Source organism: Mesorhizobium sp. L2C066B000 (assembly GCF_000502335.1).
In the GTDB taxonomy this organism is placed as follows: domain Bacteria; phylum Pseudomonadota; class Alphaproteobacteria; order Rhizobiales; family Rhizobiaceae; genus Mesorhizobium.
Window position 1 is genome coordinate 289,260 of sequence record NZ_AYWZ01000002.1, and the last position, 23,996, is coordinate 313,255.

A 23,996-nucleotide genomic window follows, 5' to 3' on the forward strand; every position below is an offset into this window, starting at 1 on the left:
GCAGACGCGCGAAGCCTTCGGCGCGGCGAAAGCGGCTTAGCTAAGTCGGCTGGTGAGCGCGCCGGAAATGCGCGAAGAGAAACGCGACGGCAGGCGTTTTCTGTCCTGCAGCACGAAACCCTTATAGGCCGGATCGCCAAAAAGCTCTTCCATGGCGTGGCTCATACCAATGTTTTGGCTTTTCGGCAATTGCGGCGTGTTTTCGCTTCTCCCCTTGTGAGAGAAGGCGAAGAGGGCGGCGCTCAAAGCACCTCGAACACAAAAGTCTTCACCAGCGCGTCCGGCTCGGCGATCGCATAGCAGCGGAACCATGGGCTTTGCTCGGCCGGCCGCCATTTCCCGGCCCGCTCCAGCCCGTCGAACACGTCCTGGAAGCCGCCGCTTTCGAAAACCTGGTCGCGCACGGTGAAGATGGCGTGGCCGCCTTTCCTGGTGATGCGGACAAGCTCGTGCAGGCCGGACGCCGGCGCATGGCCGATGGTGAACACGCCAGTCGAGAAGAAGGCGCGGAAATGCCCGTCCGGCCAGGGTAGCGGCCCGCCGAGCATGGCCTGCTTCAGATCGCCATAGGCATTGCGGCTGCCGGCGATCTTCAGCATGTCGTCGGAGAGGTCGAGGCCGGCAATGTCGTGATAACCCAGCGCCTTCAATGACGGGCCTGACAGGCCGGTGCCGCAGCCGGCGTCGAGCAGCGGGCCTTCACCCACCTTCACATGGCGCGCCACCCAGGCGGTGATCAGGAACGGCAGCAGATAGCCGAGCGAAGCGGTCTCGCCGTCATAGGTCGCGGCCCAGTCTGCATAGGCCTTGGCCAGCCCTTCCGGCGTGTCGGCCGAATAGACGGTACCCAGCGCCGCATTGGCCTTGTCGATCGTCATCGCCTGCATCCTCCGGAATCCTGTCCTCCGCGATCGTAGCCGTGCCCGCGTCGGACTTCTATTCCTGCTGCGCCCGCCGCAGTCGTTGCTCCAGCCCCCGCAGCGCCAGCGACAGGCTGACGGTGAGGATGAGATAGATATAGGCGACGATCGAATAGGTCTCGAAGAAGCGGAACGAGCCGGCGGCGTAGATCTTGCCCATCTGCGTGATGTCGGCGACGCCGAGCACCGAGACCAGCGAGGAATCCTTGACCATGGCGACGAAGTCATTGCCGAGCGGCGGCAGGATGGTGCGGATCGCCTGTGGGAAGACGATCAGCCGGAAGCGCTGCGTGCGCGTCAGCCCGAGCGCCTTGGCAGCCTCGATCTGGCCTTTCTCGACTGACTGGATGCCGGCGCGGAAGACCTCGGAGATGAAGGCGGAATAACCGATGGTCAGCGCCATGATCGCACGCCACAACAGCGACACGTCGCGCACCAAAAGCTCGCCGAGATAGCCGGCGTTTTGCAGCGGCGCGGTCAGCGCATTCCACGCAGCCACGAAGGCCGGCGCGCCGGCGAAGGCGATCCAGAACAACAGCACCAGGATCGGCACGCCGCGGATGATCTCGACATAGAAACGAGCGATCTGCTTGAGCCAACGCGACCCCGACAACCCCATCAGCGCAATGCCGAGCCCGACGGCGGAAGCCAGCGCGAAGGCGACCACGGTGACAAGAATGGTGATGCCGATGCCTTTGGCGACGGTGGCAAAAACCTGGGCGTAGAGATCGCTGGCGGCAATGGAGAGCGCAGCGACGACGGCGAGCGCGATCGCGGCGGCAAGCCACCAGGGAAAATCGGGTTTTGAGGTTGAGGCGAGCATCAATGCCCAACGCTGGTGAACAGCTGCGCTCGCAAGATCTGCCGATCTCCCCCCTTGCGGGGGAGATGTCCGGCAGGACAGAGGGGGGTGCTGTCCCTCCAACCTGTCAAACGGTTACAGTCACAACCTTTGGCCTCTTTGGAAAAGCTCAAAACAAAAGGGAGGCGATCCTTCACACCCCCCTCTGCCCTGCCGGGCATCTCCCCCGCAAGGGGGGTCAGCGGCCGTCGCGCCAAGACGGCCTACTGCCCCATCTTGTAGTCGAGAAACCACTTCTTGTTCAGCGCCTCGATCGTGCCGTCGGCCTTCAGCGCCGCGATCGCCGCGTTGACCGGCTTCACCAGGTCCGAGCCCTTCGGGAAGATGAAGCCAAAATCCTCGGTGCCGAGCGGGCCGCCGATCAGCTTGAGCTTGCCGCCGGAGGCATCGACATAGCCTTTGCCGGCGGTGCCGTCGGTCAGGACGACATCGACGTCGCCGGATTTCAGTGCCTGCACCGAAGCGCCGAAGGTCTCGAACTGCTTGATGCGCGGGTTCTGCTCATTGCCGTCGAGCACGCTGTAGACGGCGGTGTAGAACGGCGTCGTTCCGGCCTGCGCGCCGATCAACCCGTCGTTGAAGGCGGCGAAGGTCTTGGCGTCGGTGAAGCGGCTTTCATCGGCGCGCACCAGCATGAACTGCTCCGAACGCATATAGGGGTCGGAGAAATCGACCTTCTCCTTTCGGTCGTCCTTGATGGTGATGCCGGTCATGCCAATGTTGTACTGGTTGTCGGAAACCGCCTGGATCATCGCGTCCCAGGAGGTGTTCTGGTACTCCACCTTGAAGTTCAGCCGCTTGGCGATTTCGTCCATCGCGTCATACTCCCAGCCGATCTGCTTGCCGGTCTTGGCGTCGATGAACTGCAGCGGCGGATAGGCGTTTTCCGTCACCACCACGACCTTCTTGCCGCCGAGATCGGGCAGCGCATCGGCCGCCCATGCAGCGACGGGCGCGAGGAAACAGGCCGCGAGGGCGGCCAGCAGCAGCTTCGATTTGGTCATGACACGCTCCAGGATGAGAAGCCCGCTTGCAGCCGGGCTCGCATGAAAATCCAGGCGCGACTTTAGCCGTCCGCAGACGGCTTGCAAGCCGGTCCGGTGCTCAGCGTCCGGTGAAAGCGGATTCCAATGCCTTCAACCAACGCGGTTTTAGAACGCCCCGTGGTCGGAATTTATTCCGTGATTGCGCCGCCGGCAAACCAGACCCCTCCTGGACACGGGAACCCGTCAGATGACGGATCAGGATGGTGACGTAGCCTCACGCAGCTTGGCGACAAATCCGGTCAAGGTCCGGTGCAGCGACTTCAGCTCCTCGACTTCCAGCGGCATGGCGCAGGCAAGGCCTGCGGATACGTCCTTGATGCGGGCGCGCAGCGCCTGGCCCTTGGCAGTCGGCTCGACCAGCACGCGGCGCTCGTCGGCCGGATCGCGACGGCGGGTGACGAGACCAGCCGCTTCCATCCGCTTGAGCAGAGGCGTCAATGTCGCCGAATCCAGCCCCAGCGCCTCGCCGAGTTCGCCGACCGTGCTCGGCGCATGCTGCCACAGCGCCAGCATCGCCAAATATTGCGGATAGGTCAGGCCGAGCGGGTCAAGCAGCGGCCGATAGAGCTTGGTCATCAGCCCGCTCGCCGAATAGAGCGCGAAGCAGAGCTGTTGGTCGAGGCGCGGAACGGCGATCCTCCCGGCGGTGTCCGCCGGGACTTCGCTGGCCCTGGTTTCGGTCTTCGTCGTCATGCTGCCTTTGCCGGAAGCGCCACTGTCGAAAGCGCCACCTCGATATTGCCTTTGATCGCATTGGAATAGGGGCAAATCTGATGCGCTGCCGATACAAGCGCTTCCGCCACCGCCTGATCAAGGCCTTTCGTCTCCGCGGCGAGTGCGACACCAAGTTTGAAGCCTTCACCATTGGGAAGCAGGCTGACGGTGGCGCTCACCGCCGCATCCTGCAGCGGCAGCTTCTGCTTGCGCGCGACAAAGCGGATGGCGCTTTCGAAGCAAGCGGCATAGCCGACCGCGAACAGCTGCTCGGGATTGGTGGCGCCACCCTGTCCGCCGAGCTCCTTCGGCAAAGCGAGGTCGACCTTCAGCAGGCCGTCGCTGGTCTCGCCGTGGCCGGCGCGGCCGCCGGTGACGCGAGCCTGTGTGGTGTAGAGTGCCATGTCAGTTCTCCATTTGCTTTGTACGATCATTTAGTGTACAGGATAATTCGAGTCAACAGCCGCGGCGCAACTCTCGGCCGGCAATCGTTCACAGTCTGGTGAAACGAAAAAAGGCGGCCGAAGCCGCCTTTTCAAAATCCTTGGACCAGGTTTATTCGGCCGGGGTCGCTTCCGCCGCCTTTGCAGCCTCGTCGGCGGCCTTTGCAGCCTCGTCGGCGGCCTTCTTCTCGGCGGCTTCCTTGGCGGCCGTCTCGGCGGCCAGCGCCTGGGCAGCGGCAACCTTCTCGGCTTCGATGCGGGCCTTCTCGGCGTTCAGCGCGTCGCGCTCCTCATCGTTGAGCTTGCGGGCGCGCACGCCGGTGTTTTCCGAAATACGGGCCGACTTGCCGCGACGGTCGCGCAAATAATAGAGCTTGGCGCGGCGCACCTTGCCGCGGCGCACGATCTCGACGCCTTCGACCATCGGCGAGTAGACCGGGAAAACGCGCTCGACGCCTTCGCCGTAGGAGATCTTGCGGACGGTGAAATTTTCCTGGAAGCCCGCGCCGGCGCGGGCGATGACGACGCCCTCATAGGCCTGGACGCGGGTGCGGGTGCCTTCGGTCACGCGGACCTGGACGCGCACGGTGTCGCCGGGCTGAAACTCGGGAAGCTTGCGCTTGGCTTCGATCTTGGCGGCCTGTTCGGCCTCGAGCTGACGGATGATATCCATCTCAATAGTCCACTTCTTGTTCTTCCGACAGTCAGAGCGTCCGACACTCGCCTTGCAGTTCCATTGACCGCTCGGCTATGCCCTTTGTCCCCGAGACATCTTGTCTTCGAAACATTGGGCAGGGGCGACTACACCGTCATTGTTGACGGGTCCGGGAGATTTTTCTCGCCAGTACGGGCGGGCACATACAGCTATTTCACTGACTTGTCACGCCTTGGCCCTGTCTTTTTTGGTCGCATGCCACCACGCAATCGTCCAGTGCAGGGTTGCGCCGGCCCTTCAAGCTTCCTAATCCGGGAGCAGCACACTTGTCCGGCGGCCTCACAATGTCTGTTTTCGACGCAGTCCTGCTCTTCCTCGCGGGTTTTCTGTCAGGCGCCGTCAACGCCGTTGCCGGCGGCGGCACCTTCATAACCTTCGGCGCCATGACGCTGGCCGGCCTGCCGCCGATCGTCGCCAACGCCACCTCCTCGGTGACGCAGTTTCCCGGTTACATCACCTCGACGCTGGCTTACTGGACCGACATCAAGCATTTCTGGCGCGGCGCGCTGCTGCTTTGCCTGATCTCGGCTTTGGGCGCGCTGGCTGGTGCGCTCATCCTGCTGGCGCTCTCAAATCCGTCGTTCCGCGCGCTGGTGCCGTGGCTGCTGCTTGCGGCAACCGCCTTGTTCGCCGCCGGGCCGTGGCTCAAACCAACGCCGAAGCCTGGGCATGAAGCCACGGTCGGCTCTCTGACCGGTTCGCTGGCGCAGTTCGCCACCGCCATCTATGGCGGCTTCTTCGGCGCCGGCATGGGCGTCATGATGCTGGCGACGCTCGGCCTGACGCAATCCGGCGACTATCACCGACTGAACGCGCTGAAGAACATGCTGGCCGTGGTCATCGCCGCCGTTGCCATACTGGTCTTCGTTTCCGGCGGCGTTGTTGCCTGGCCGCAGGCAATCGTCATGATCCCCGGCGGCGCGCTCGGCGGCTATGCCGGCGTCTGGATCGCCAAGCGCGTGCCGCAAAACGCAGTACGCGGCTTCGTCATCGCCGTCGGCCTGTTTCTCGCCGTTTACTACTTTGCCAAGGGCTGAGCGGCGAGCAAATCCGGCCGGCGCTCCCTGGTCAGCTTCTCGGACTCCGCGCGCCGCCACGCGGCGATCTTCTTGTGATTACCGGAGACCAGCACGTCGGGGATGGGGCGGCCTTCGAACTCCTGCGGTCGCGTGTAATGCGGGTGTTCGAGCAGGCCGTTCTCGAAACTTTCTTCCTCGCCCGACACCGCATTGCCCATGACGCCGGGCAACAGCCGCACAACGGCGTCGAGCAGTACGAGCGCCGCCGGCTCGCCGCCCGACAGGATGAAATCGCCGATGGAGACCTCTTCCAGTCCACGCGCCTCGATCAGCCGCTGGTCGACGCCTTCGAACCGGCCGCAGACGATGACGGCGCCTGGCCCAGCGGCCAGTTCGCGCACACGTGCCTGCGTCAGCGGTTTTCCACGCGGGCTCATCAGCAAACGCGGCCGCGGATCGCCCGCCGGCGACGTGTGGTCGATCGCCTTGGCCAGCACATCGGCGCGCATCACCATGCCGGCGCCGCCGCCGGCCGGCGTGTCGTCGACGGTGTGATGGCGATCGCTGGCGAAGTCGCGGATCTGGATCGCTTCCAGCGACCATGTCCCGACTTCGAGCGCCCGTCCGGCCAGCGACAGGCCTAGCCCGCCCGGAAACATCTCGGGATAGAGCGTCAGCACCGACGCCTTGAACGTCACCGGTTGCCTCCGGCTTCGCGCGGCCCGCGCGGTCGGCCCTTCGCGCCGAAATCTTCTTCGCGCGGCGCGTCGCCATCCTCATCCTCGACAAGGCCGGCGGCTGCCGGGTCGACGCGGAGAAAACCTTCGGCAATCGAAACCTGAGGCACGGCGGCCTGGGTGAACGGGATCAGCACGCCTTTGCGCCCGCCGAGGGTAACGTCGAGAATGTCGCCGCCGCCGAAATTATGCACCGCCACCACCTTGCCGATGACCGCGCCCTTATCGTCGCGGACTTCAAGTCCGACGAGATCGGCGTGGTAGAATTCGTCCTCCTCGCCATCGTCGGGCAGCATCGAGCGGTCCACGAACAGCTCGGTTCCGGCCAGCGCCTCGGCGGCATTGCGATCGGCAATGCCCTTGAAGCGCACCACCACGACGGTGTTGGCCGGCCTTATGTCGGTGATCTGGAAAACGCGGCCGTCCTTGGCATAGAGCGGCCCATAATCGGCCAGCGCCATCGGCTCGCCAGTGAAGGTCTTCACCCGCAATTCGCCCTTGATGCCGTGGGCGGCGCCGATCACGGCCATTTGCACGGAGTTCTGGGGCTTCGACATGGCTGATATCCTTTGCCCTGCTCTAGCGCCCTACCGGCGTCATTTCAATGATCGCCCGTGGCCATTTCAATGACAGGTTCTTCACCGCTTCCTAACCCGGCTGCCTGACAATGGCGGCATGCAGGAATTTCTCATCCCGGCAAAGCCCGACCTCCAGGCAGCGCGCGAAAGCTGGCTGAAGATGCTGGCGCGCGAGCGCCGGCTGTCGCCGGCGACCGTCGAAGCCTATGAGCGCGACACGCGCCAGTTCCTGCATTTCCTCACAGGGCATCGCGGCGACTCGCCTGGTCTTTCCGACATCGCGACTCTCCGCCCGGCCGATCTGCGCGGCTTTCTTGCCGCGCGGCGCAACGCCGGCGCCGGCGCCCGCACGCTCGGACGCGGCCTCGCCGGCATCCGCTCGCTGCTGCGCTTCCTCGAACGGCGCGGTCTCGCCAATGCCGCCGGTGCCGCTGCGTTGCGCGCGCCGCGCCAGCCGAAATCGCTGCCCAAGCCGCTGACCGCCAGCGATGCCAAACATGTCGTGTCGGTGGAAGGCCAGCTGGCTGAAGAGCCCTGGATCGCCGCCCGCAACGCCGCCGTGCTGACGCTGCTTTATGGATCGGGCCTGCGCATTTCCGAAGCGCTGGGCCTCAGCGCCGCCGACCTGGCATCGGAAGCCGACACCGTGCTGCGCGTCACCGGCAAGGGTGGCAAGACACGGCTGGTGCCGGTGCTGCCGGTGGCGCTCAGGGCAATCGCCGAATACCGAAAACTGTGTCCCTACCATCTCGATCCCAAGGGCCTGCTGTTTCGCGGCGCCCGCGGCGGGCCGCTCAACCCGGCCATCGTCCAGCGCGACATGGCCAGGCTGCGCTCGGCGCTGAACCTGCCCGACACCGCGACGCCGCACGCGTTGCGCCATTCCTTCGCCACCCATCTGCTCGGGCGCGGCGGCGACCTGCGCACCATCCAGGAACTGCTCGGCCACGCCAGCTTGTCGACGACGCAGGTCTATACCGGCGTCGACACGGCAAGGCTGCTCGAGATCTACGAATCTGCCCATCCCCGCGCGTGACACTGTATAAGTCCAGGACAATTTCCCCACGCCGGTTAACCGTTTCGCCGCTTTTCAGTCCTAGAACCGCACCATGAAACGCGCCCTTGCCATCGCCGACCGCGCGGCCCTTGTGTCGCTGAAGCTGCTCGTCGCGCTCAACGCCCTGTTTTTCCTGTCTTTTCTCGTCGCGTTGCTGCTTGCCATGGGCAAGGCGCATGCCGAAGCCCCGGCCTGCGCCGGCGCCGATCTGCTATCGGCCCTGCAGAAGGAAGACCCCGCCGCCTATGCCAGGATCGAGACGGAAGCAGCAGCGACGCTGAACGGCAAGGGCCTGTTGTGGAAGTTGGAGAAATCAGGCGAAAAGCCGTCCTTCCTGTTCGGCACCATGCACATGACCGACCCGCGCGTGACCACTCTGCCGCCGGCAGCCAGGAAAGCCTATGACGCTGCCGGCACCATCATCATCGAGACCACCGACGTGCTCGACAAGCAGAAGATGATGGAGGCCATGCTCAAGGAACCCGAGCTGATGATGTTCACCGACAACACGACGTTGTCGTCGCTGTTGTCGCCGGAGGATGCGGCGGTGGTGAACAAAGGGCTCGATGCGCGCGGCATTCCGCCGGCGAGCGTCTCCAAGATGAAGCCGTGGCTGCTGTCGGCCATGGTCGCGCTGCCGGTCTGTGAGGTCGCCCGTCAGGCAGGCGGCGCACCGGTTCTCGACGTCAAGCTGGCGCAGGACGCCAAGGCTAATGGCAAGCCGGTGGAAGGGTTGGAGACCGCAGCCAGCCAGCTGCGCGCCATGGCCTCGCTGCCGCTTGCGTTCCACATCAAGGGGCTGGTCGAGACCCTGAAGCTCGGCGACAAGATAAACGACATCAACGAAACCATGATCGTGCTTTACCAGCGCGGCGACACCGGCACCTTCTGGCCGCTGTTGCGTTCGATCTCGCCCGACGAAGACGACGCAGGTTACGCCGAATTCGACCGGACGATGATCACCGGCCGCAACAAGGTCATGGCCGACCATGCCACACCGATCCTGGCCAAGGGCAATGCCTTCATGGCCGTCGGCGCCATGCATCTTCCCGGCCCCGAAGGCCTGGTCGAGGATTTTCGCAAGGCCGGCTATACCGTCACCGCCGTCGACTGAGCAGCGCCCGTCTTGAATACCGAATCACGTAAGCCCGGCTCTGTGCGGTGCGCAACTGATTCGCAAAGCGGAGGCGGTTGGCCCTATTTTTGGCGGAAAAGGCCAGCTAAGCTCGTTCTACCTCGTTCGTGATTGATTTTGCGGGGGAAATACAGGCCAACAAGCGGTTGCGAATCAGAATTTTCCTGCGTTCGTCAATTTGAAGGCCTAGTATGAACCCGTTCAACGGTTGCGCGTTGAGGGGTGTTGATTGATGCTTTTCATCCACGGAGGACACTTTTATGGCGAACCCTAACGATCCAGCGCCCAGGTCGGGTGGTGGCAGCGGCTGGCTGATTGCGCTGGTCGTCGTCATCCTTGCGATTGTCGCGTACTATGTTTTCGGCAGAAGCGGCGAACATCCTGCGCCCGCAGAGCCGCCGGCAGCCAGCACACCGGCGCCCGCACCTGCACCGGCTGAGCCGATGAAGCCCGCCGAACCGGCTCCCGCACCAGCCCCTGCGCCCGCACCGGCTCCTGCGCCAGCTCCGGCACCCGCGCCTGCTCCGGCGCCGAGCCCGTAATCTGGCCAACTGATCTGGCATCTTGTTCCAGCCAAGAACGGCCTGCTGAAAAGCGGGCCGTTTTGTTTGGGGCACCTATCGGCGAGCGTCGCGATTCTTCACCGCCCCCTCTGTCCTGCCGGACATCTCCCCCTCGAGAGGGGAGATCGGCAGTTCACGAACAGCGCCAGGTTAGAAACGTGAGAAACTTGAAAGCTCGCGACGCGGCGGTGAAGTCCAATCTCCCCCCTTGCTTGAGGGGGAGATTGCCGGCAGGCCAGAGGGGGGGGTGCTGTCCCTCCAGCGTTTCCTTAAATATGGATCGGCTTGAAGAACGTCGCCAGCGCCGCTTCCTTGACCGCTTCCGACATTGTCGGATGCGCGTGGCAGGTGCGGGCGAGGTCTTCGGAAGAGCCGCCGAACTCCATCAGCACCGCCGCCTCATGGATCATCTCGCCGGCGCCGAAGCCGACAATGTGGACGCCGAGCACGCGGTCGCTGGCTTTGTCGGCGAGGATCTTCACGAAGCCGTCTGTGTGCAGCATGGCGCGCGCGCGGCCGTTGGCGGTGAACGGGAATTTGCCCATCTTGTAGTCGATGCCGGCCTTCCTCAGCTCTTCCTCTGTCTTGCCGACCGAAGCGATTTCCGGGCTGGTGTAGACGACGCTCGGAATGACGTCGTAATTCACGTGGCCGGCCTGGCCGGCAATGGTCTCGGCCACCGCCACGCCTTCATCCTCGGCCTTGTGCGCCAGCATCGGCCCGGCGATGACGTCGCCAATGGCGTAGATGCCGGCCACGTTGGTCCTGAGATGCCCGTCGGTCTTGACCCGGCCGCGCTCGTCGACCTCGACGCCGGCTTCTTTCAACCCGAGGCTGTCGGAATAGGCCCGGCGTCCGGTCGAGATCAGCACCGCGTCGGCCTCGATGGTCTCGGCCGCACCACCCTTGACCGGCTCGAAGGTAACGGCGGCGCCCTTTTTGGCCTTGGTCACCCCTGTCACCTTGGAGCCGAGCTTGAACTCGAAACCCTGCTTGGAAAGCAGGCGCTGGAACTGCTTGGAGACCTCGCCGTCCATGCCGCCCAGGATGGTGTCGAGGAATTCGACCACGGTGACCTTGGCGCCGAGCCGTGCCCAGACCGAGCCGAGCTCCAGACCGATGACCCCACCGCCGACCACCACCAGATGTCCCGGCACTTTCTCCAGCGACAGCGCGCCGGTCGACGATACGATCACCTTCTCGTCGATGTCGACCTTGACGCCGGGAATGCCGGCGACATCGGAGCCCGTGGCAATAACGATATTTTTCGTCTCGATCTCCTCGACCTTGCCGTCCTCAGCCGTCACCAACACCTTGCCGGCCGCAACCACCTTCCCGGTGCCGCGGAAACTATCGATCTTGTTTTTCTTGAACAGGAAGGCGACGCCATTGACGTTGGCCGAAACGGTCGCGTCCTTGTGCGCCATCATCTTCTTCAGATTGAGTTTCGGCGCCGGTATCTCGACGCCCAGCGCATCGAAGGAATGGCCGGCCTCGGCAAACATTTCCGAGGCATAAAGCAGCGCCTTGGATGGGATGCAGCCGATGTTCAGGCAGGTGCCGCCGAAAGTGGCGTTCTTCTCGACCACCGCGACCTTGAGCCCGAGCTGTGCCGCCTTGATGGCGCAGACATAGCCGCCCGGTCCCGACCCGATGATAACGACATCATAAGCCATGTTCGTTTCCCTTAGCTTGGGGCTCAGCGGCCGCCGCTTACATTCAGGATTGCGCCCGTCGTGTAGGACGCTTCATCCGACAAAAGATAGAGAACGGCATACGCGACTTCATCGGCCGTGCCGGCTCGTTTCATTGGCAGCATGTCGCGGAACCGCTCGACCCGGTCCGGCTGGCCGCCCGAAGCATGGATCTCGGTGTCGATAATGCCCGGCCGTATCGCATTGACGCGCACGCCTTCGGTCGCGACTTCGCGCGCCAGCCCGAGCGTGAACGTGTCGATCGCCGCCTTGGACGCAGCATAGTCGACATATTCGCCGGGCGAACCGTGTATCGACGCCGCCGACGATATATTGACGATGGTGCCACCCTTGCCGCCATTCTTGCTCGACATGCGCCTGACCGCTTCGCGCGCGCACAGAAACGAGCCGATGACATTGATGCGCATCATGCGCTCCAGCCGCGCCAGGCTCATCTCGTCGACGCGCGCCTTGACGTCGACGACGCCGGCATTGTTGACCAGCGCGTCGAGCCGGCCATAGGCGCGATCGACGGCTTCGAACATGGCGACGATGTCGGCTTCGACGCCGACATCGCCCTTGACGGCAAATGCCTCGCCACCCGCCGCCTCGATTTCCTCGACCAGCGCCTTGGCGGCAGCCTCGTTCGAGGCATAGTTGACCGCGACCCGGTAGCGCGCCTTTGCCGCAAGCCGGCAGGTGGCCGCGCCAATGCCACGACTGCCGCCGGTGACCAGAAGCACCTTCTTGGACGCGCTCATTCCTGGCAACCTTTCAGCAGAAACACGTCCCATGGCAGTTTCGAGAAACCGTTCGGGCCGAAGGCCGTCGACATCTGCAGCGACGGCCCGAGATCGGGGAAGATCAGGCTCTGCGGCGCGTCCGTGCCTTCCGCCGCCAGAAGCGCGATGTTGCCCTTATCGTCGGCGCTGTAGATGACACCCTGCCAGACCGTGCAGGCGGCAAGCTCGTCACCGGTGACGTCGCCGGTCGGGCATTTGTACATCAGCGAACCTTGCGGTCGCGAAACACCGGATGTCCACATGACAATGCCGTCGAGAACGATGCCCTTGTCGAGCACCATCTTGAACGAGTTGGTGACGGTGACCGCATCCGTCGTCGGCCGGAAATCAATGCCGGCCTCGCTTTCGGCATCGCCATAGACAGCAAGCGCCAGCGGGCAGGCGGCATGCGCCTCGTAACCCGCTGCGAGAACAGCCAGCCCGGCCATAAATCCGATCATTGGCGAAGCGATGTTTGTCATGAATTGCTCTGGCTGCTCTCGCGGCCGTCGGCGTTTTCGAGCACCTCGAAATCGGTCATCAAGACCAGCGGCTCGCCGGCCGCATCCAGTCCCCAGAAGGAATGATAGTTCCCATCACCGAAGCCAGTGTCGAACATGGCTATATTAAGCGGATTTCCATCAACCGGATTATCCATGCGGAACTTGTCGAACGAGCATGCAACGTCAGCAAGATAGCTGTCGAGTTCCTCCTGGTCGGACATCAGCGTCAGAACCGACTTGTCCATGAACGAAGCAACATTATCATCGACAATAAATCCAGACTTCCAGGACGATGTGCCGACGTCGCGGACGAAGGCAGCCAACTCCCACCGCACCGGCAAGTCAGTGCCAAACCGCAATACCGCTGCACCAACACGGCCTTGCGCCTCAAGCAACGTGACTGGATAGCATCCCGGCCTGACCTTACGGCTAAACACAGGCCGTTCCAGCCCGGTAATCAGTGGATCGCAAGCGATGATTTCGCCGGTCGGTAGCTCAAGCTCACCGATCGCGGTGACGATGATCTTCCGCTCCGCCATTTCGGCTTCGCTGAGAGCGAAGACACCGAGATTGCTGCTCGCCGGCGCCGAATCCCATTCAGTCGATGTCGCCGGCGGAGAGATGGCGGCGGAAGCCGCCGGCCGGGAACGCCTCAATACGCTACCCGCTACTCGACCCAGCTTGAACCCAAACCGCGCCAGCCAGCCGCTCATGACGGATCAGCTCCGATCACAAATCAAGCACCAGCCGTTCCGGATCTTCCAGGCTGTCCTTGACGCGGACCAGGAAGGTCACCGCTTCCTTGCCGTCGACGATGCGGTGATCGTAGCTGAGCGCCAGGTACATCATCGGCCGGATGACGATCTGGCCGCCGACCACGACGGGCCGGTCCTGGATCTTGTGCATGCCAAGAATGCCCGACTGCGGCGCATTGAGGATCGGCGTCGACATCAGTGAGCCGTAAACGCCGCCATTGGAGATGGTGAACGTACCACCCTGCATGTCGGCGACCGACAGCTTGCCGTCCCGCGCGGCAATGCCCAGCCGGCCGATGTCCTTTTCGATCTCGGCAATCGACATTTGGTCGGCATTGCGCACCACTGGCACGACGAGACCCTTTTCGGTGCCGACGGCAACGCCGATATGGGCATAGTTCTTGAAGATGATGTCGGTGCCGTCGATCTCGGCATTGACCGAGGGGATTTCCTTCAAGGCGTGGGTGACCGCCTTGGTGAAGAAGCCCATGAAGCCGAGCTTCACGCCATGCTTCTTCTCGAAGATGTCCTTGTACTTGGTCCTGAGCGCCATCACCGCCGACATGTCGACCTCGTTGAAGGTGGTCAGCATGGCGGCGGTCGACTGCGCTTCCTTCAGCCGGCGCGCAATGGTCTGGCGCAGCTTGGTCATGCGCACGCGCTCCTCGCGCGACGCATCGTCGCCCGAGGACGGCGCACGCACGGCGACCGGAGCCGGTGCGGCTTTCGGAATTTCGGCCGGCTGCGACGGCGCGCCCTTGGAAATCGCGTCGAGCACATCGCCCTTCAGCACCTGGCCGCGCTTGCCCGAGCCAGAAACCTGGTCGACCGACAGATTGTTCTCGGCGATCAGCTTTGCGGCAGCTGGCGCCGGCGGCATTGTGCGCGGCTCGACCGGCCCGGCATCGCCGGCAATCTTGGCGGTCTCGGCCGCGGCCTGCTTGGTCGTATGTGCCGCGTCGGGGCTCGACGCCTGCGACACAGCTTGCGGCTTGGTCTCCTGCTTGGACGCCGGGGCGGCGGTAGCGCCTCCAGCCGAGATCGAACCCAGCAACGCGCCGACGCCGACGGTCTCGCCTTCCTTGGCGGTGATCTCGCCCAGCGTGCCGGCGGCGGCGGCAGGCACTTCCACCGTCACCTTGTCGGTTTCGAGCTCGACCAGCGGCTCGTCGACGGCAATGGCATCGCCGACCTTCTTGAACCACTTGCCGATGGTCGCCTCGGTGACGGATTCGCCGAGAGTGGGAACGCGGATTTCGGTAGCCATTGTGCTGTCCGTTTCTTCTCTGTCTGTTCTATTCGCCGGGTTTGTTCTATTCGCCGAGCGCGTCTTCGAGCAGGGCAGCGAGCTGCGCCAAATGCTTCGACATCAGACCGGTCGCCGGCGATGCCGCCGCCGGACGTCCTGTGTAGCGCACCCGCTGGTGCTTGGCGTCGATATGAGCCAGCACCCATTCCAGATACGGATCGATGAACGACCAGGCGCCCATATTCTTGGGTTCCTCCTGGCACCACACCATCTCGGCATTGCGGAAGCGCGACAGTTCGGTGATCAGCGCCTTGGCCGGGAACGGATAGAGCTGTTCGACGCGCAAGAGATAGATGTCGTTGATGCCGCGCTTCTCGCGTTCCTCGTACAGGTCGTAATAGACCTTGCCCGAGCACAGCACGACGCGGCGGATTTTGGAATCCTTGGTGAGCTTGATCGCCTGGTTCTGCAACAGCTGGGCGTCGTCCCACAACAGCCGGTGGAACGAGCTTTCGCCCGAAATCTCCGGCAGCGTCGACACTGCCCGCTTGTGGCGCAGCAGCGACTTCGGCGTCATCAGGATCAGCGGCTTGCGGAAGTCGCGCTTCAGTTGCCGGCGCAATATGTGGAAGTAGTTTGCCGGCGTGGTGCAGTTGGCGACTTGCATATTGTCTTCGGCGCAGAGCTGCAGGAAACGCTCGAGCCGGGCCGAGGAATGTTCCGGCCCCTGGCCCTCATAGCCATGCGGCAGCAGGCAGACCAGGCCCGACATGCGCAGCCACTTGCGCTCGCCCGACGAGATAAACTGGTCGAACACCACCTGGGCGCCGTTGGCGAAATCGCCGAACTGCGCTTCCCAGAGCGTCAGCGCCTTAGGCTCGGCCAGGCTGTAGCCATACTCGAAGCCGAGCACCGCCTCTTCCGACAGCATCGAGTTGATGACTTCGTAGCCGGCCTGTGCGGCCGAGAGATTGTTGAGCGGGATGTAGCGGGTCTCGTCGCGCTGGTCGTAGAGCACGGAATGGCGCTGCGAGAAGGTGCCGCGTTCTGAATCCTGGCCGGAGAGCCGGATCGGATTGCCGTCGAGCAGGATGGCGCCGAAGGCCAGCGCCTCGGCCGTCGACCAGTCGATGCCTTCGCCGGAGTCGATCGCCTGGCGGCGGTTTTCGAGGAAGCGGATGATGGTCTTGTGCGCCTCGAAACCTTTCGGCACCTCGGTCAGTTTCTTGCCGATGTCCTTCAGCACCTTGACCGGCACGGCGGTCTTGCCGCGGCGCTGTTCGTCCTGGTTGTCGGCGGTGCGCAGACCAGACCAGGCGCCGTCCAGCCAGTCGGCCTTGTTGGGCTTGTAGTGCTGGCCGACTTCCCATTCGGACTCCAGATGGGCGCGCCAGTCGGCCTTCATCTTGTCGAGTTCGGCCTGGCTGATATGGCCCTCGGCGATCAGCCGCTCGCCATAGATCTGCACCGTCGTCTTGTGGTTGCGGATGTTGGCGTACATGATCGGCTGGGTGAAAGCCGGCTCGTCACCCTCATTGTGGCCGAAGCGGCGATAGCAGAACATGTCCACCACCACCGGCTTGTGGAACTTCATGCGAAATTCGATCGCCACCTTCGTGGCATGCACCACCGCTTCCGGGTCGTCGCCATTGACGTGGAAGATCGGCGCCTCGATCATCTTGGCGACGTCGGACGGATAGGGCGACGAGCGCGAGAAGCGCGGATTGGTGGTGAAGCCGATCTGGTTGTTGATGATGAAATGCAGCGTGCCGGCGACGCGGTGGCCGCGCAGGCCCGACAGGCCGAGGATTTCGGCGATTACGCCCTGGCCAGCAAAGGCGGCGTCGCCATGCAGAAGCAGCGGCAGCACCTTGGCGCGCTCTTCCAGCGGCACGATCTCCTCGCGGCTGCGGCCGAACAGATAGTCCTGCTTGGCGCGCGCCTTGCCCATCACAACCGGATCGACGATTTCCAGATGCGAAGGATTGGCGGTCAGCGACAGATGCACCTTGTTGCCGTCGAATTCGCGGTCCGACGAGGCGCCGAGATGGTACTTGACGTCGCCCGAGCCCTCGACCTCGTCAGGAGCGGCCGAGCCGCCCTTGAATTCGTGGAAGATGGCGCGATGCGGTTTGGCCATCACCTGGGACAGCACGTTCAGCCGGCCGCGATGCGCCATGCCGAGCACGATCTCCTTCATGCCGAGCTGGCCGCCGCGCTTGATGATCTGCTCCAGCGCCGGGATCAGGCCTTCGCTGCCATCGAGGCCGAAGCGCTTGGTACCCTTGTACTTGACATCGATGAACTGCTCGAAGCCTTCGGCCTCGACCAGCTTCTGCAGGATCGCTTTTTTTCCCGTAGCGGTGAAGGAAATCTCCTTGTCGGCACCCTCGATGCGCGCCTGGATCCAGGCCTTCTCCTCGGGATCGGAAATGTGCATGAACTCGACACCGAGCGTCGAGCAATAGGTGCGGGTCAGGATCTCCAGCATCTGCCGGATGGTGCCGAATTCGAGGCCGAGCACATTGTCGAGGAAGATCGGCCGGTCGTAGTCGGCTGCGGTAAAACCGTAATTTTCCGGCGACAGCTCGTTATAGTCCTCAAGCGGCTTGGCGATGCCGAGCGGGTCGAGATTGGCGTGCAGATGGCCGCGCATGCGGAAGGCGCGGATCATCATGATGGCGCGCACCGAATCGCGCGTCGCCTGATGCACGTCGGCATCCGACAGCACGACGCCATTGGTGACCGCCTTGTCCTTGACCTTCTTTTCCAGATGCTTCTCGACGATGCCCCAATTGCCGTCCAGCGCCGACACCAGTTCGCCATTGGCCTGCAGCGGCCAGGACGGCTTTGCCCAGGAAGCGCCCTTGGCGTTCTTGCGCACATCGCCGGCGTCGTCCTTCAGCCCGGCGAAGAAGTCCTGCCATTCGGGGTTTACCGACTCTGGATCATCCTCATAGGAGGCGTACAGCGCGTCGATATAGTCGGCATTGCCGCCATAGAGGAAAGAGGTGAGCGAAAATTGGTCGTTGGCCTGATCTTGTCTTGCCATTTTTGTCCGCGGAGCCTGGCTCCGTCTCCTTTTCAAAAGCGAATAGTGAGTAGCGAATAGCGAGTAGGGATTTTTCCCGGGTCGCGCCGTTACTCTCTTTTCCCTATTCGCTATTCACTACTCGCTACTCACTTGGCCTTGATCGCCTCGACCAGCGTCGTGCCCAGACGCGCCGGCGATGGCGATACTTTAATGCCGGCCGATTCCATCGCCGCGATCTTGTCTTCCGCGCCGCCCTTGCCGCCGGATATGACCGCGCCCGCATGGCCCATGGTGCGACCGGCCGGCGCGGTGCGCCCGGCGATGAAGCCGGCCATCGGTTTCCTGCGGCCGCGCTTGGCCTCGTCCTTGAGGAACTGCGCGGCGTCTTCCTCGGCCGAACCGCCGATCTCGCCGATCATGATGATCGACTTGGTCTCGTCGTCGGCGAGGAACATTTCGAGCATGTCGATGAACTCGGTGCCTTTGACGGGGTCGCCGCCGATACCGACGGCGGTGGTCTGGCCGAGGCCGACATTGGTGGTCTGGAACACTGCCTCATAGGTAAGCGTTCCCGAGCGCGAAACAACGCCGACCGAGCCCTTGCGGAAGATGTTGCCGGGCATGATACCGATCTTGCATTCGTCGGGGGTGAGCACGCCGGGGCAGTTCGGGCCGATCAGCCGCGAGGTCGAGCGGTCGAGCCGCGCCTTGACCCTAACCATGTCCATCACCGGAATGCCTTCGGTGATGCAGACGATCAGCGGGATCTCGGCTTCGATGGCTTCGAGGATGGCTTCGGCGGCGCCCGCCGGCGGCACATAGACCACCGAGGCATTGGCGCCGGTCTTTTCCTTGCCCTCGGCAACGGAACCGAAGATCGGCAGGTTTTCGCCCTTGGCGCCGGTCCAGGTCTCGCCACCCTTCTTGGGATGGATGCCGCCGACCATCCTGGTGCCGTGATAGGCCAAGGCCTGCTCGGTGTGGAACGTGCCGGTCTTGCCGGTCAGGCCCTGAACCAGCACCTTGGTGTTCTTGTCGATGAGAATGGACATCGGAGCCCTTTTCTAAAAACCGTTGATCGAGGAAGGCGAAACGCGCCGGTAGACGCCGCTCACCATGTCTTGCCAGCTGTCGCTGCCGGCAGGTTTGAAATGCAGTCGCATCCGGTAGGCATCGGGAGTGTCGAAAATATACGTCACGCGCGCTGAGCCGCGCGGCGACGACCGCTCCAGAACCAGCTCATCGTCGTTCCACGTTCCTGTGGCCGGCGAGGCCGGCACAAAACCCATCGAGTCGAACTGGTGCATCGTGAAGAGCCTGTTTGGCTGGTCGAAGCCGAACACGCTGTGCGAGCCGAACGAGACCGTGCCGTCGCGGCGCTGGCGATAGCGCTGCACCACGAACAGGCCGCCGAACTGTGGCTCCGCCAGCACTTCCGACGTCGCCGGTCCACCATCGGCCCATTGTGTTTCCGCCACCTCTTCCTCGCCGCGCCACGCGCCGACCAGCGCCTGCAGGCGCTGGTGATCGGCCGAGAGCGAGGAGAACGCGTTCATGGTCAGAGCCGCTTCAGGTCGGAGACGGTGAGGTCGCTCTTGGCGTTGCCGGTGTTGAGCGTCGTTGCCGGCTCGAACATCAGCACCACCGGCTCGGCGGTCAGCGAGCGCGGCCGGTGCTCGACGCCCTTCGGCACGACGATGAAATCACCCTCGCCGAGTTCGACCGGACCGTCACGGAAATCGATGGCGATCCTGCCCCGCAGGACGAGGAAGGCTTCGTCCTCATGCTCATGCGCGTGCCAGTCGAAGGTCCCGCCGAACTTGGCGACCTTCGCCTGGCTGTCATTGACGTCGCCGGCGATATGCGGATCGAAGACCTTGGTGATCGTTCGATCCGCCGCCTCGACCAGGTTTATCTTGCGCGGAGGCATTCGCCTTCAGCCCTTCACCGCCGCCACGATCTTCTTGGCCGCGTCGTCGAGATCATCGGCCGACACGACGTTCAGACCGCTGTCGTTGATGATCTTCTTGCCGAGCTCGGCATTTGTACCTTCAAGGCGCACCACCAGCGGCACTTGCAGGCCGACTTCCTTGACCGCGGCAATGACGCCCTCGGCAATGATGTCGCACTTCATGATGCCGCCGAAGATGTTGATTAGTATGCCTTTGACGGCCGGATCCTTGGTGATGATCTTGAACGCCGCCGTCACCTTCTCCTTCGACGCGCCGCCGCCGACATCGAGGAAGTTGGCGGGCTCGGCGCCGTAGAGCTTGATGATGTCCATCGTCGCCATCGCGAGGCCGGCGCCATTGACCATGCAGCCGATATTGCCGTCGAGCGCGACATAGGCGAGGTCGTATTTCGACGCCTCGATCTCCTTCTCGTCCTCTTCGGTGGTGTCGCGCAGCTCCATCAGTTCGGGGTGGCGAAACAGCGCGTTGTTGTCGAACGACACCTTGGCGTCCAGCACGCGCAGGCGGCCGTTTTTCATCACGATCAGCGGGTTGACCTCGAGCAGGCTCATGTCCTTCTCGACAAAGGCCTTGTAGAGGATCGGGAACAGCGTGCCGGCATCCTTGGCGGCATCGCCAGTGAGGCCCAGCGCTTCCACCAATATGTCGACGTCGGTGGTCGTCACGCCGGCCAGCGGATCGATGGCGCGGGTGATGATCTTTTCCGGTGTGTCGTGGGCGACGCCTTCAATGTCCATGCCGCCCTCGGTCGAGACGACGAAAGCGATGCGGCCGACGGAGCGGTCGACCAGGATCGACAGATAAAGCTCGCGATCGATGTCGGCGCCGTCCTCGATATAGAGGCGGTTGACCTGCTTGCCGGCGGGGCCGGTCTGCTTGGTCACCAGCGTGTGGCCGAGCATCTCATTGGCGTTGGCAACGACTTCGGCAACCGACTTAGCCAGCCGCACGCCGCCCTTTGCGTCGGGCGACAGTTCCTTGAACTTGCCCTTGCCGCGGCCGCCGGCATGGATTTGGCTCTTCACCACATAGAGCGGACCGGGAAGCGCTTGTGCCGCGGCTTCCGCTTCGCTTGCCTTGAACACCGGCACGCCTTCGGCCACCGGCGCGCCAAAGCTCTTCAGCAGCGCCTTGCCTTGATATTCATGGATGTTCATCTGGATGGTCTCCGGAGGATTATTTCGAGGCGAGATGCGGGGCGATCTTGACGCAAGCCTCGGTCAGGCCCTGCACCGTCGCCACCGAAGCGTCGAACATCTTCTGCTCGGCCTTGTTGAGGTCGATCTCGATGATGCGCTCGACGCCGCCGGCGCCGATGACCACGGGAACGCCGACATAGGTGCCCTTGACGCCATACTGGCCCGAGAGATGCGCAGCGCAAGGCAGCACGCGCTTCTTGTCCTTGAGGTAGGATTCGGCCATCGAGATGGCCGAGGCTGCCGGGGCGTAGAAGGCCGAGCCGGTCTTCAACAAGCCGACGATCTCGGCGCCGCCGTCGCGGGTGCGCTGCACGATCTGGTCGAGCTTTTCCTTCGAGGTCCAGCCCATCTTGATCAGGTCCGGCAACGGAATGCCCGAAACCGTGGAGTAGCGGATCATCGGCACCATGGAATCACCGTGGCCGCCGAGCACGAAGGCGGTGACGTCCTCGACCGAGACCTTGAACTCCTCGGCCAGGAAATAGCGGAAGCGCGCGCTGTCGAGCACGCCGGCCATGCCGACGACATGGGTCTTGGGCAGGCCGGAAAACTTCTGCAGCGCCCAGACCATGGCGTCGAGCGGGTTGGTGATGCAGATGACGAAAGCCTTGGGCGCGTATTTCTTCAGCCCTGCGCCGACCTGTTCCATGACCTTGAGGTTGATGCCCAGCAGATCGTCGCGGCTCATACCCGGCTTGCGCGGCACGCCGGCAGTGACGATGCAGACATCGGCGCCCTCGATCCCGGCATAATCATTGACGCCGGTCAGCCGGGAGTCAAAACCGTCGACCGGCGAAGACTGCGCGATATCGAGCCCCTTGCCTTGCGGAATGCCCTCGGCAATATCGAACAGCACCACGTCGCCGAGGTCCTTGAGGCCGATCATGTGAGCGAGCGTGCCGCCGATCATGCCGGAGCCGATAAGCGCTATCTTGTTGCGTGCCATGTGAGGAAAATTTTCCCTTTGTCTGTGACGACGCCCAAATCTCTGGTGATCTGGTTGACGGCGTCGAGGAAGAGGCCGGAATGCTGTGGTCTCAGCGAGATTTCGCCGCATCCAGTAGCCCTGGTGGAAAATATATTCAATCGATTATTTTCGAGTGAATAATTTCAATCGGTTAGAAACATTGGGGTTTACGTAAACGTCAAAGTTTGTAAGCCGACTTGAGAGGTTTTACACAATGAACGTGGAAATCAGAAGACTCTATCCAGGCGATGACGCCCTTGTGAAGCGCCTCGCCGAAGACGTGTTCGACGAGCCGGTGCGGGCCGACAGGCTTGCCGCTTACCTCGCCTCGCCGGGTCATTTAATGATTGTCGCGCTGGCAGACGGCGTCGTCGTCGGCCAATGCGCTGCCATCATCCACCGCCATCCCGACAAGGTGACCGAACTCTACATCGACGAAGTCGGCGTCTCGCCGGCCTTCCAGCGCCATGGCATCGCGCGAAAGATGCTCGACGCCATGTTCGCGCTCGGCCGCGAGCAGGGATGCGGCGAAGTCTGGGTCGGCACCGAGCCGGACAATGTTCCAGCGCGGGCCCTTTATGAAACGCGCAGGGAGGTGCATGGGCCGGCGGAGTCGTTTGTGATGTATGTGTATGAGCTTTAGGCGTCGGCGGGACAGCGCCCCCCTCTGCCTTGCCAGGCATCTCCCCCACGAGGGGGGAGATCGGACGTCACGCGACCTTTCGCCAATCTCCAATGGCCGCAGGAATGAGCGGAGCGCCGAAACCGCCAATCTCCCCCCGTGTGGGGGAGATGTCCGGCAGGACGGAGGGGGGCGCGAAGGATCACTACATAATGACCTCTTCGAACCCTCAGACCTGCGCTTCCGCGTTGTCCTTCTGCCGTTCCGCCCAGTCCTCCAGCCAGTCGCGGCTTTGCATCTCGATCAGCCGCGAGGCGGTGCGTTCGAATTCGAACACCTCGACGCCGCGCCTGGCCGTATAGAGCTCAGGCGGCGAGGCGTCGGCGCTTACCACCAGCCGCGTGTGATGATCGTAGAGCGTGTCTATCAGGAGGATGAAGCGCTTGGCCTCGTTGCGCTTGCCTTCGCCCAGCACCGGCACGTGATCGATGAAGACGGTCGAGAAGCGGCCGGCAATGGCAAGGAAATCGCGCGCGCCGAGCGGCTTTTCGCAGAGGTCGGCGAAGGAAAACCGCGCCGCATTGCCGGCAGCACCCGGTATTCTCACCTGCCGCCCCTTGAGCGTCAGCGTGGTCTCGGCCGTTGCCGCCCCATGCGTCATCGCCTGCCAGGCTTCGTCGAGCATACGATCGGCTTCCGCATCCGCCGGGGTGACATAAACCGGCGTGCGGGCGAGCTTTTCCAGCCGGTAGTCCTTGTCGGCATCGAGCGTCAGCACATGGGCGTGGCGCTCGAGAATGCTGATGAAGGGCAGGAAGAGTTGGCGGTTCAGCCCGTCGCGATAAAGATCCTGCGGCGCGACATTCGAGGTGGCGACCAGAACCACGCCATTGGCGAACAGCGCCGAAAACAGCCGCGACAGGACCATCGCATCGGCAATGTCGGTGACTGAAAACTCATCGAAGCACAGCACCCAGGCCTGTTCGGCAAGCTGAAGCGCGACCGGCGGGATCGGGTCGTCCTCCTTGACGTCGCCGTTCTTGCGCGCCTGCCGGTGCTTCTGGATGCGGTCCTGCACATCGGCCATGAAGTCGTTGAAATGAACGCGGCGCTTGCGCCTGACCGGCAACAGCTCGAAGAACATATCCATCAGCATGGTCTTGCCGCGACCGACGCCGCCATGAATGTAGAGGCCCTTGACGACCTCGCGCGTCTCGCCCTTGCGGGCAAACAGCCAGCCGAGCGCGCTCGACTTGTGCGCCAGCCGCTTGACCGAGATCTCGTCGGTCAGCCGGTCGAGCGCGGCGGCGATGCGCTCCTGCGCCGCATCGCGCTCGATGGCGCCGGTTGCGACCAGATGGTCGTAGCGCTGCCTGACGGTCGCATGGGTCTGGAGGCCGTCACGCAGATGCATCGGTCACGTCGCTGT

25 protein-coding genes are annotated in these 23,996 nt (G+C 63.3%); 4 read left to right on the forward strand and 21 right to left on the reverse strand.

Features of this window, described 5'->3' with window-relative positions; genetic code table 11:
- Window positions 1-36: 36 nt before the first annotated feature.
- From X733_RS1000000170155 to rplS, 7 genes are all read right to left on the reverse strand, one after another.
- A complete protein-coding gene (locus X733_RS1000000170155) occupies window positions 37-246 on the reverse strand; it encodes a hypothetical protein (protein ID WP_196813720.1) in 210 nt (69 codons plus the stop codon).
- Complete coding sequence (locus X733_RS155770) at window positions 243-878, reverse strand: class I SAM-dependent methyltransferase (RefSeq protein WP_023815323.1); 636 nt, start codon at window positions 876-878, stop codon at window positions 243-245. The genes X733_RS1000000170155 and X733_RS155770 overlap by 4 nt, the downstream gene beginning before the upstream one ends.
- A 58-nt stretch (window positions 879-936) precedes the next feature.
- A complete protein-coding gene (locus X733_RS155765) occupies window positions 937-1,743 on the reverse strand; it encodes an amino acid ABC transporter permease (protein ID WP_023683878.1) in 807 nt (268 codons plus the stop codon).
- A gap of 242 nt (window positions 1,744-1,985) precedes the next feature.
- Window positions 1,986-2,786, reverse strand: a complete 801-nt coding sequence (locus X733_RS155760) for a transporter substrate-binding domain-containing protein (protein WP_023737994.1) — start codon at window positions 2,784-2,786, stop codon at window positions 1,986-1,988.
- Between the two features lie 237 nt (window positions 2,787-3,023).
- Window positions 3,024-3,521: a MarR family transcriptional regulator gene (locus X733_RS155755; RefSeq protein WP_023683877.1), complete on the reverse strand. Its 498-nt coding sequence runs from the start codon at window positions 3,519-3,521 to the stop codon at window positions 3,024-3,026.
- Window positions 3,518-3,946 (reverse strand): organic hydroperoxide resistance protein, encoded by a 429-nt coding sequence (locus X733_RS155750; RefSeq protein WP_023818317.1) that lies wholly within the window; start codon window positions 3,944-3,946, stop codon window positions 3,518-3,520. The genes X733_RS155755 and X733_RS155750 overlap by 4 nt, the downstream gene beginning before the upstream one ends.
- 151 nt (window positions 3,947-4,097) lie before the next feature.
- The gene (gene rplS / locus X733_RS155745; protein ID WP_023747377.1) at window positions 4,098-4,658 is read right to left on the reverse strand and encodes a 50S ribosomal protein L19; all 561 of its coding nucleotides are present in this window, start codon (window positions 4,656-4,658) and stop codon (window positions 4,098-4,100) included.
- Window positions 4,659-4,984: 326 nt separating this feature from the next.
- Between rplS and X733_RS155740 the strand changes: the two genes are divergently transcribed.
- Window positions 4,985-5,737, forward strand: a complete 753-nt coding sequence (locus tag X733_RS155740) for a sulfite exporter TauE/SafE family protein (RefSeq protein WP_023745412.1) — start codon at window positions 4,985-4,987, stop codon at window positions 5,735-5,737.
- On the opposite strand, the gene trmD is transcribed toward X733_RS155740, so the two are convergent.
- Together trmD and rimM are read right to left on the reverse strand one after the other, a co-directional pair.
- A complete protein-coding gene (gene trmD, locus X733_RS155735; protein WP_023818318.1) occupies window positions 5,719-6,417 on the reverse strand; it encodes a tRNA (guanosine(37)-N1)-methyltransferase TrmD in 699 nt (232 codons plus the stop codon). The genes X733_RS155740 and trmD overlap by 19 nt on opposite strands.
- Complete coding sequence (gene rimM, locus X733_RS155730; RefSeq protein ID WP_023818319.1) at window positions 6,414-7,013, reverse strand: ribosome maturation factor RimM; 600 nt, start codon at window positions 7,011-7,013, stop codon at window positions 6,414-6,416. Before rimM ends, trmD begins: the two co-directional genes overlap by 4 nt.
- Before the next feature lie 118 nt (window positions 7,014-7,131).
- Between rimM and X733_RS155725 the strand changes: the two genes are divergently transcribed.
- The gene (locus X733_RS155725) at window positions 7,132-8,070 is read left to right on the forward strand and encodes a tyrosine recombinase XerC (RefSeq protein ID WP_023818320.1); all 939 of its coding nucleotides are present in this window, start codon (window positions 7,132-7,134) and stop codon (window positions 8,068-8,070) included.
- A 73-nt stretch (window positions 8,071-8,143) separates the two neighbouring features.
- Window positions 8,144-9,205, forward strand: a complete 1,062-nt coding sequence (locus tag X733_RS155720; RefSeq protein WP_023818321.1) for a TraB/GumN family protein — start codon at window positions 8,144-8,146, stop codon at window positions 9,203-9,205.
- A gap of 853 nt (window positions 9,206-10,058) precedes the next feature.
- Here the strand turns inward: X733_RS155720 and lpdA are convergent.
- The 11 genes from lpdA to mdh all read right to left on the reverse strand — a co-directional run bounded on the left by lpdA (window position 10,059) and on the right by mdh (window position 21,924).
- Window positions 10,059-11,465: a dihydrolipoyl dehydrogenase gene (gene lpdA / locus X733_RS155715; RefSeq protein ID WP_023818322.1), complete on the reverse strand. Its 1,407-nt coding sequence runs from the start codon at window positions 11,463-11,465 to the stop codon at window positions 10,059-10,061.
- Window positions 11,466-11,488: 23 nt separating this feature from the next.
- Entirely contained in the window at window positions 11,489-12,244 is a 756-nt protein-coding gene (locus X733_RS155710; RefSeq protein ID WP_023818323.1) for an SDR family oxidoreductase, read from the reverse strand.
- A complete protein-coding gene (locus X733_RS155705; protein WP_023818324.1) occupies window positions 12,241-12,747 on the reverse strand; it encodes a hypothetical protein in 507 nt (168 codons plus the stop codon). Before X733_RS155705 ends, X733_RS155710 begins: the two co-directional genes overlap by 4 nt.
- The gene (locus X733_RS155700; protein ID WP_031193173.1) at window positions 12,744-13,481 is read right to left on the reverse strand and encodes a DUF4241 domain-containing protein; all 738 of its coding nucleotides are present in this window, start codon (window positions 13,479-13,481) and stop codon (window positions 12,744-12,746) included. Before X733_RS155700 ends, X733_RS155705 begins: the two co-directional genes overlap by 4 nt.
- Window positions 13,482-13,497: 16 nt before the next feature.
- Window positions 13,498-14,790, reverse strand: coding sequence for a 2-oxoglutarate dehydrogenase complex dihydrolipoyllysine-residue succinyltransferase (gene odhB / locus X733_RS155695; protein WP_023694512.1), 1,293 nt, complete (start codon window positions 14,788-14,790; stop codon window positions 13,498-13,500).
- A 46-nt stretch (window positions 14,791-14,836) separates the two neighbouring features.
- Window positions 14,837-17,824 (reverse strand): 2-oxoglutarate dehydrogenase E1 component, encoded by a 2,988-nt coding sequence (locus X733_RS155690; RefSeq protein WP_023736764.1) that lies wholly within the window; start codon window positions 17,822-17,824, stop codon window positions 14,837-14,839.
- A gap of 128 nt (window positions 17,825-17,952) precedes the next feature.
- Entirely contained in the window at window positions 17,953-18,858 is a 906-nt protein-coding gene (gene sucD / locus X733_RS155685) for a succinate--CoA ligase subunit alpha (RefSeq protein ID WP_023687695.1), read from the reverse strand.
- A 12-nt stretch (window positions 18,859-18,870) separates the two neighbouring features.
- A complete protein-coding gene (locus X733_RS155680; RefSeq protein ID WP_023818326.1) occupies window positions 18,871-19,362 on the reverse strand; it encodes a DUF1579 family protein in 492 nt (163 codons plus the stop codon).
- A 2-nt stretch (window positions 19,363-19,364) separates the two neighbouring features.
- Entirely contained in the window at window positions 19,365-19,736 is a 372-nt protein-coding gene (locus X733_RS155675) for a cupin domain-containing protein (protein ID WP_023738005.1), read from the reverse strand.
- A 6-nt stretch (window positions 19,737-19,742) separates the two neighbouring features.
- Window positions 19,743-20,936: an ADP-forming succinate--CoA ligase subunit beta gene (gene sucC / locus X733_RS155670; protein WP_023818327.1), complete on the reverse strand. Its 1,194-nt coding sequence runs from the start codon at window positions 20,934-20,936 to the stop codon at window positions 19,743-19,745.
- Window positions 20,937-20,955: 19 nt separating this feature from the next.
- Window positions 20,956-21,924 carry a malate dehydrogenase gene (gene mdh / locus X733_RS155665; protein ID WP_023670541.1) on the reverse strand — a complete coding sequence of 323 codons (969 nt, stop codon included), beginning with the start codon at window positions 21,922-21,924 and terminating at the stop codon, window positions 20,956-20,958.
- Window positions 21,925-22,159: 235 nt separating this feature from the next.
- Between mdh and X733_RS155660 the strand changes: the two genes are divergently transcribed.
- The gene (locus X733_RS155660) at window positions 22,160-22,588 is read left to right on the forward strand and encodes a GNAT family N-acetyltransferase (RefSeq protein WP_023818328.1); all 429 of its coding nucleotides are present in this window, start codon (window positions 22,160-22,162) and stop codon (window positions 22,586-22,588) included.
- A 208-nt stretch (window positions 22,589-22,796) separates the two neighbouring features.
- On the opposite strand, the gene zapE is transcribed toward X733_RS155660, so the two are convergent.
- The gene (zapE, locus tag X733_RS155655) at window positions 22,797-23,981 is read right to left on the reverse strand and encodes a cell division protein ZapE (protein WP_023818329.1); all 1,185 of its coding nucleotides are present in this window, start codon (window positions 23,979-23,981) and stop codon (window positions 22,797-22,799) included.
- Between the last annotated feature and the right edge of the window lie 15 nt (window positions 23,982-23,996).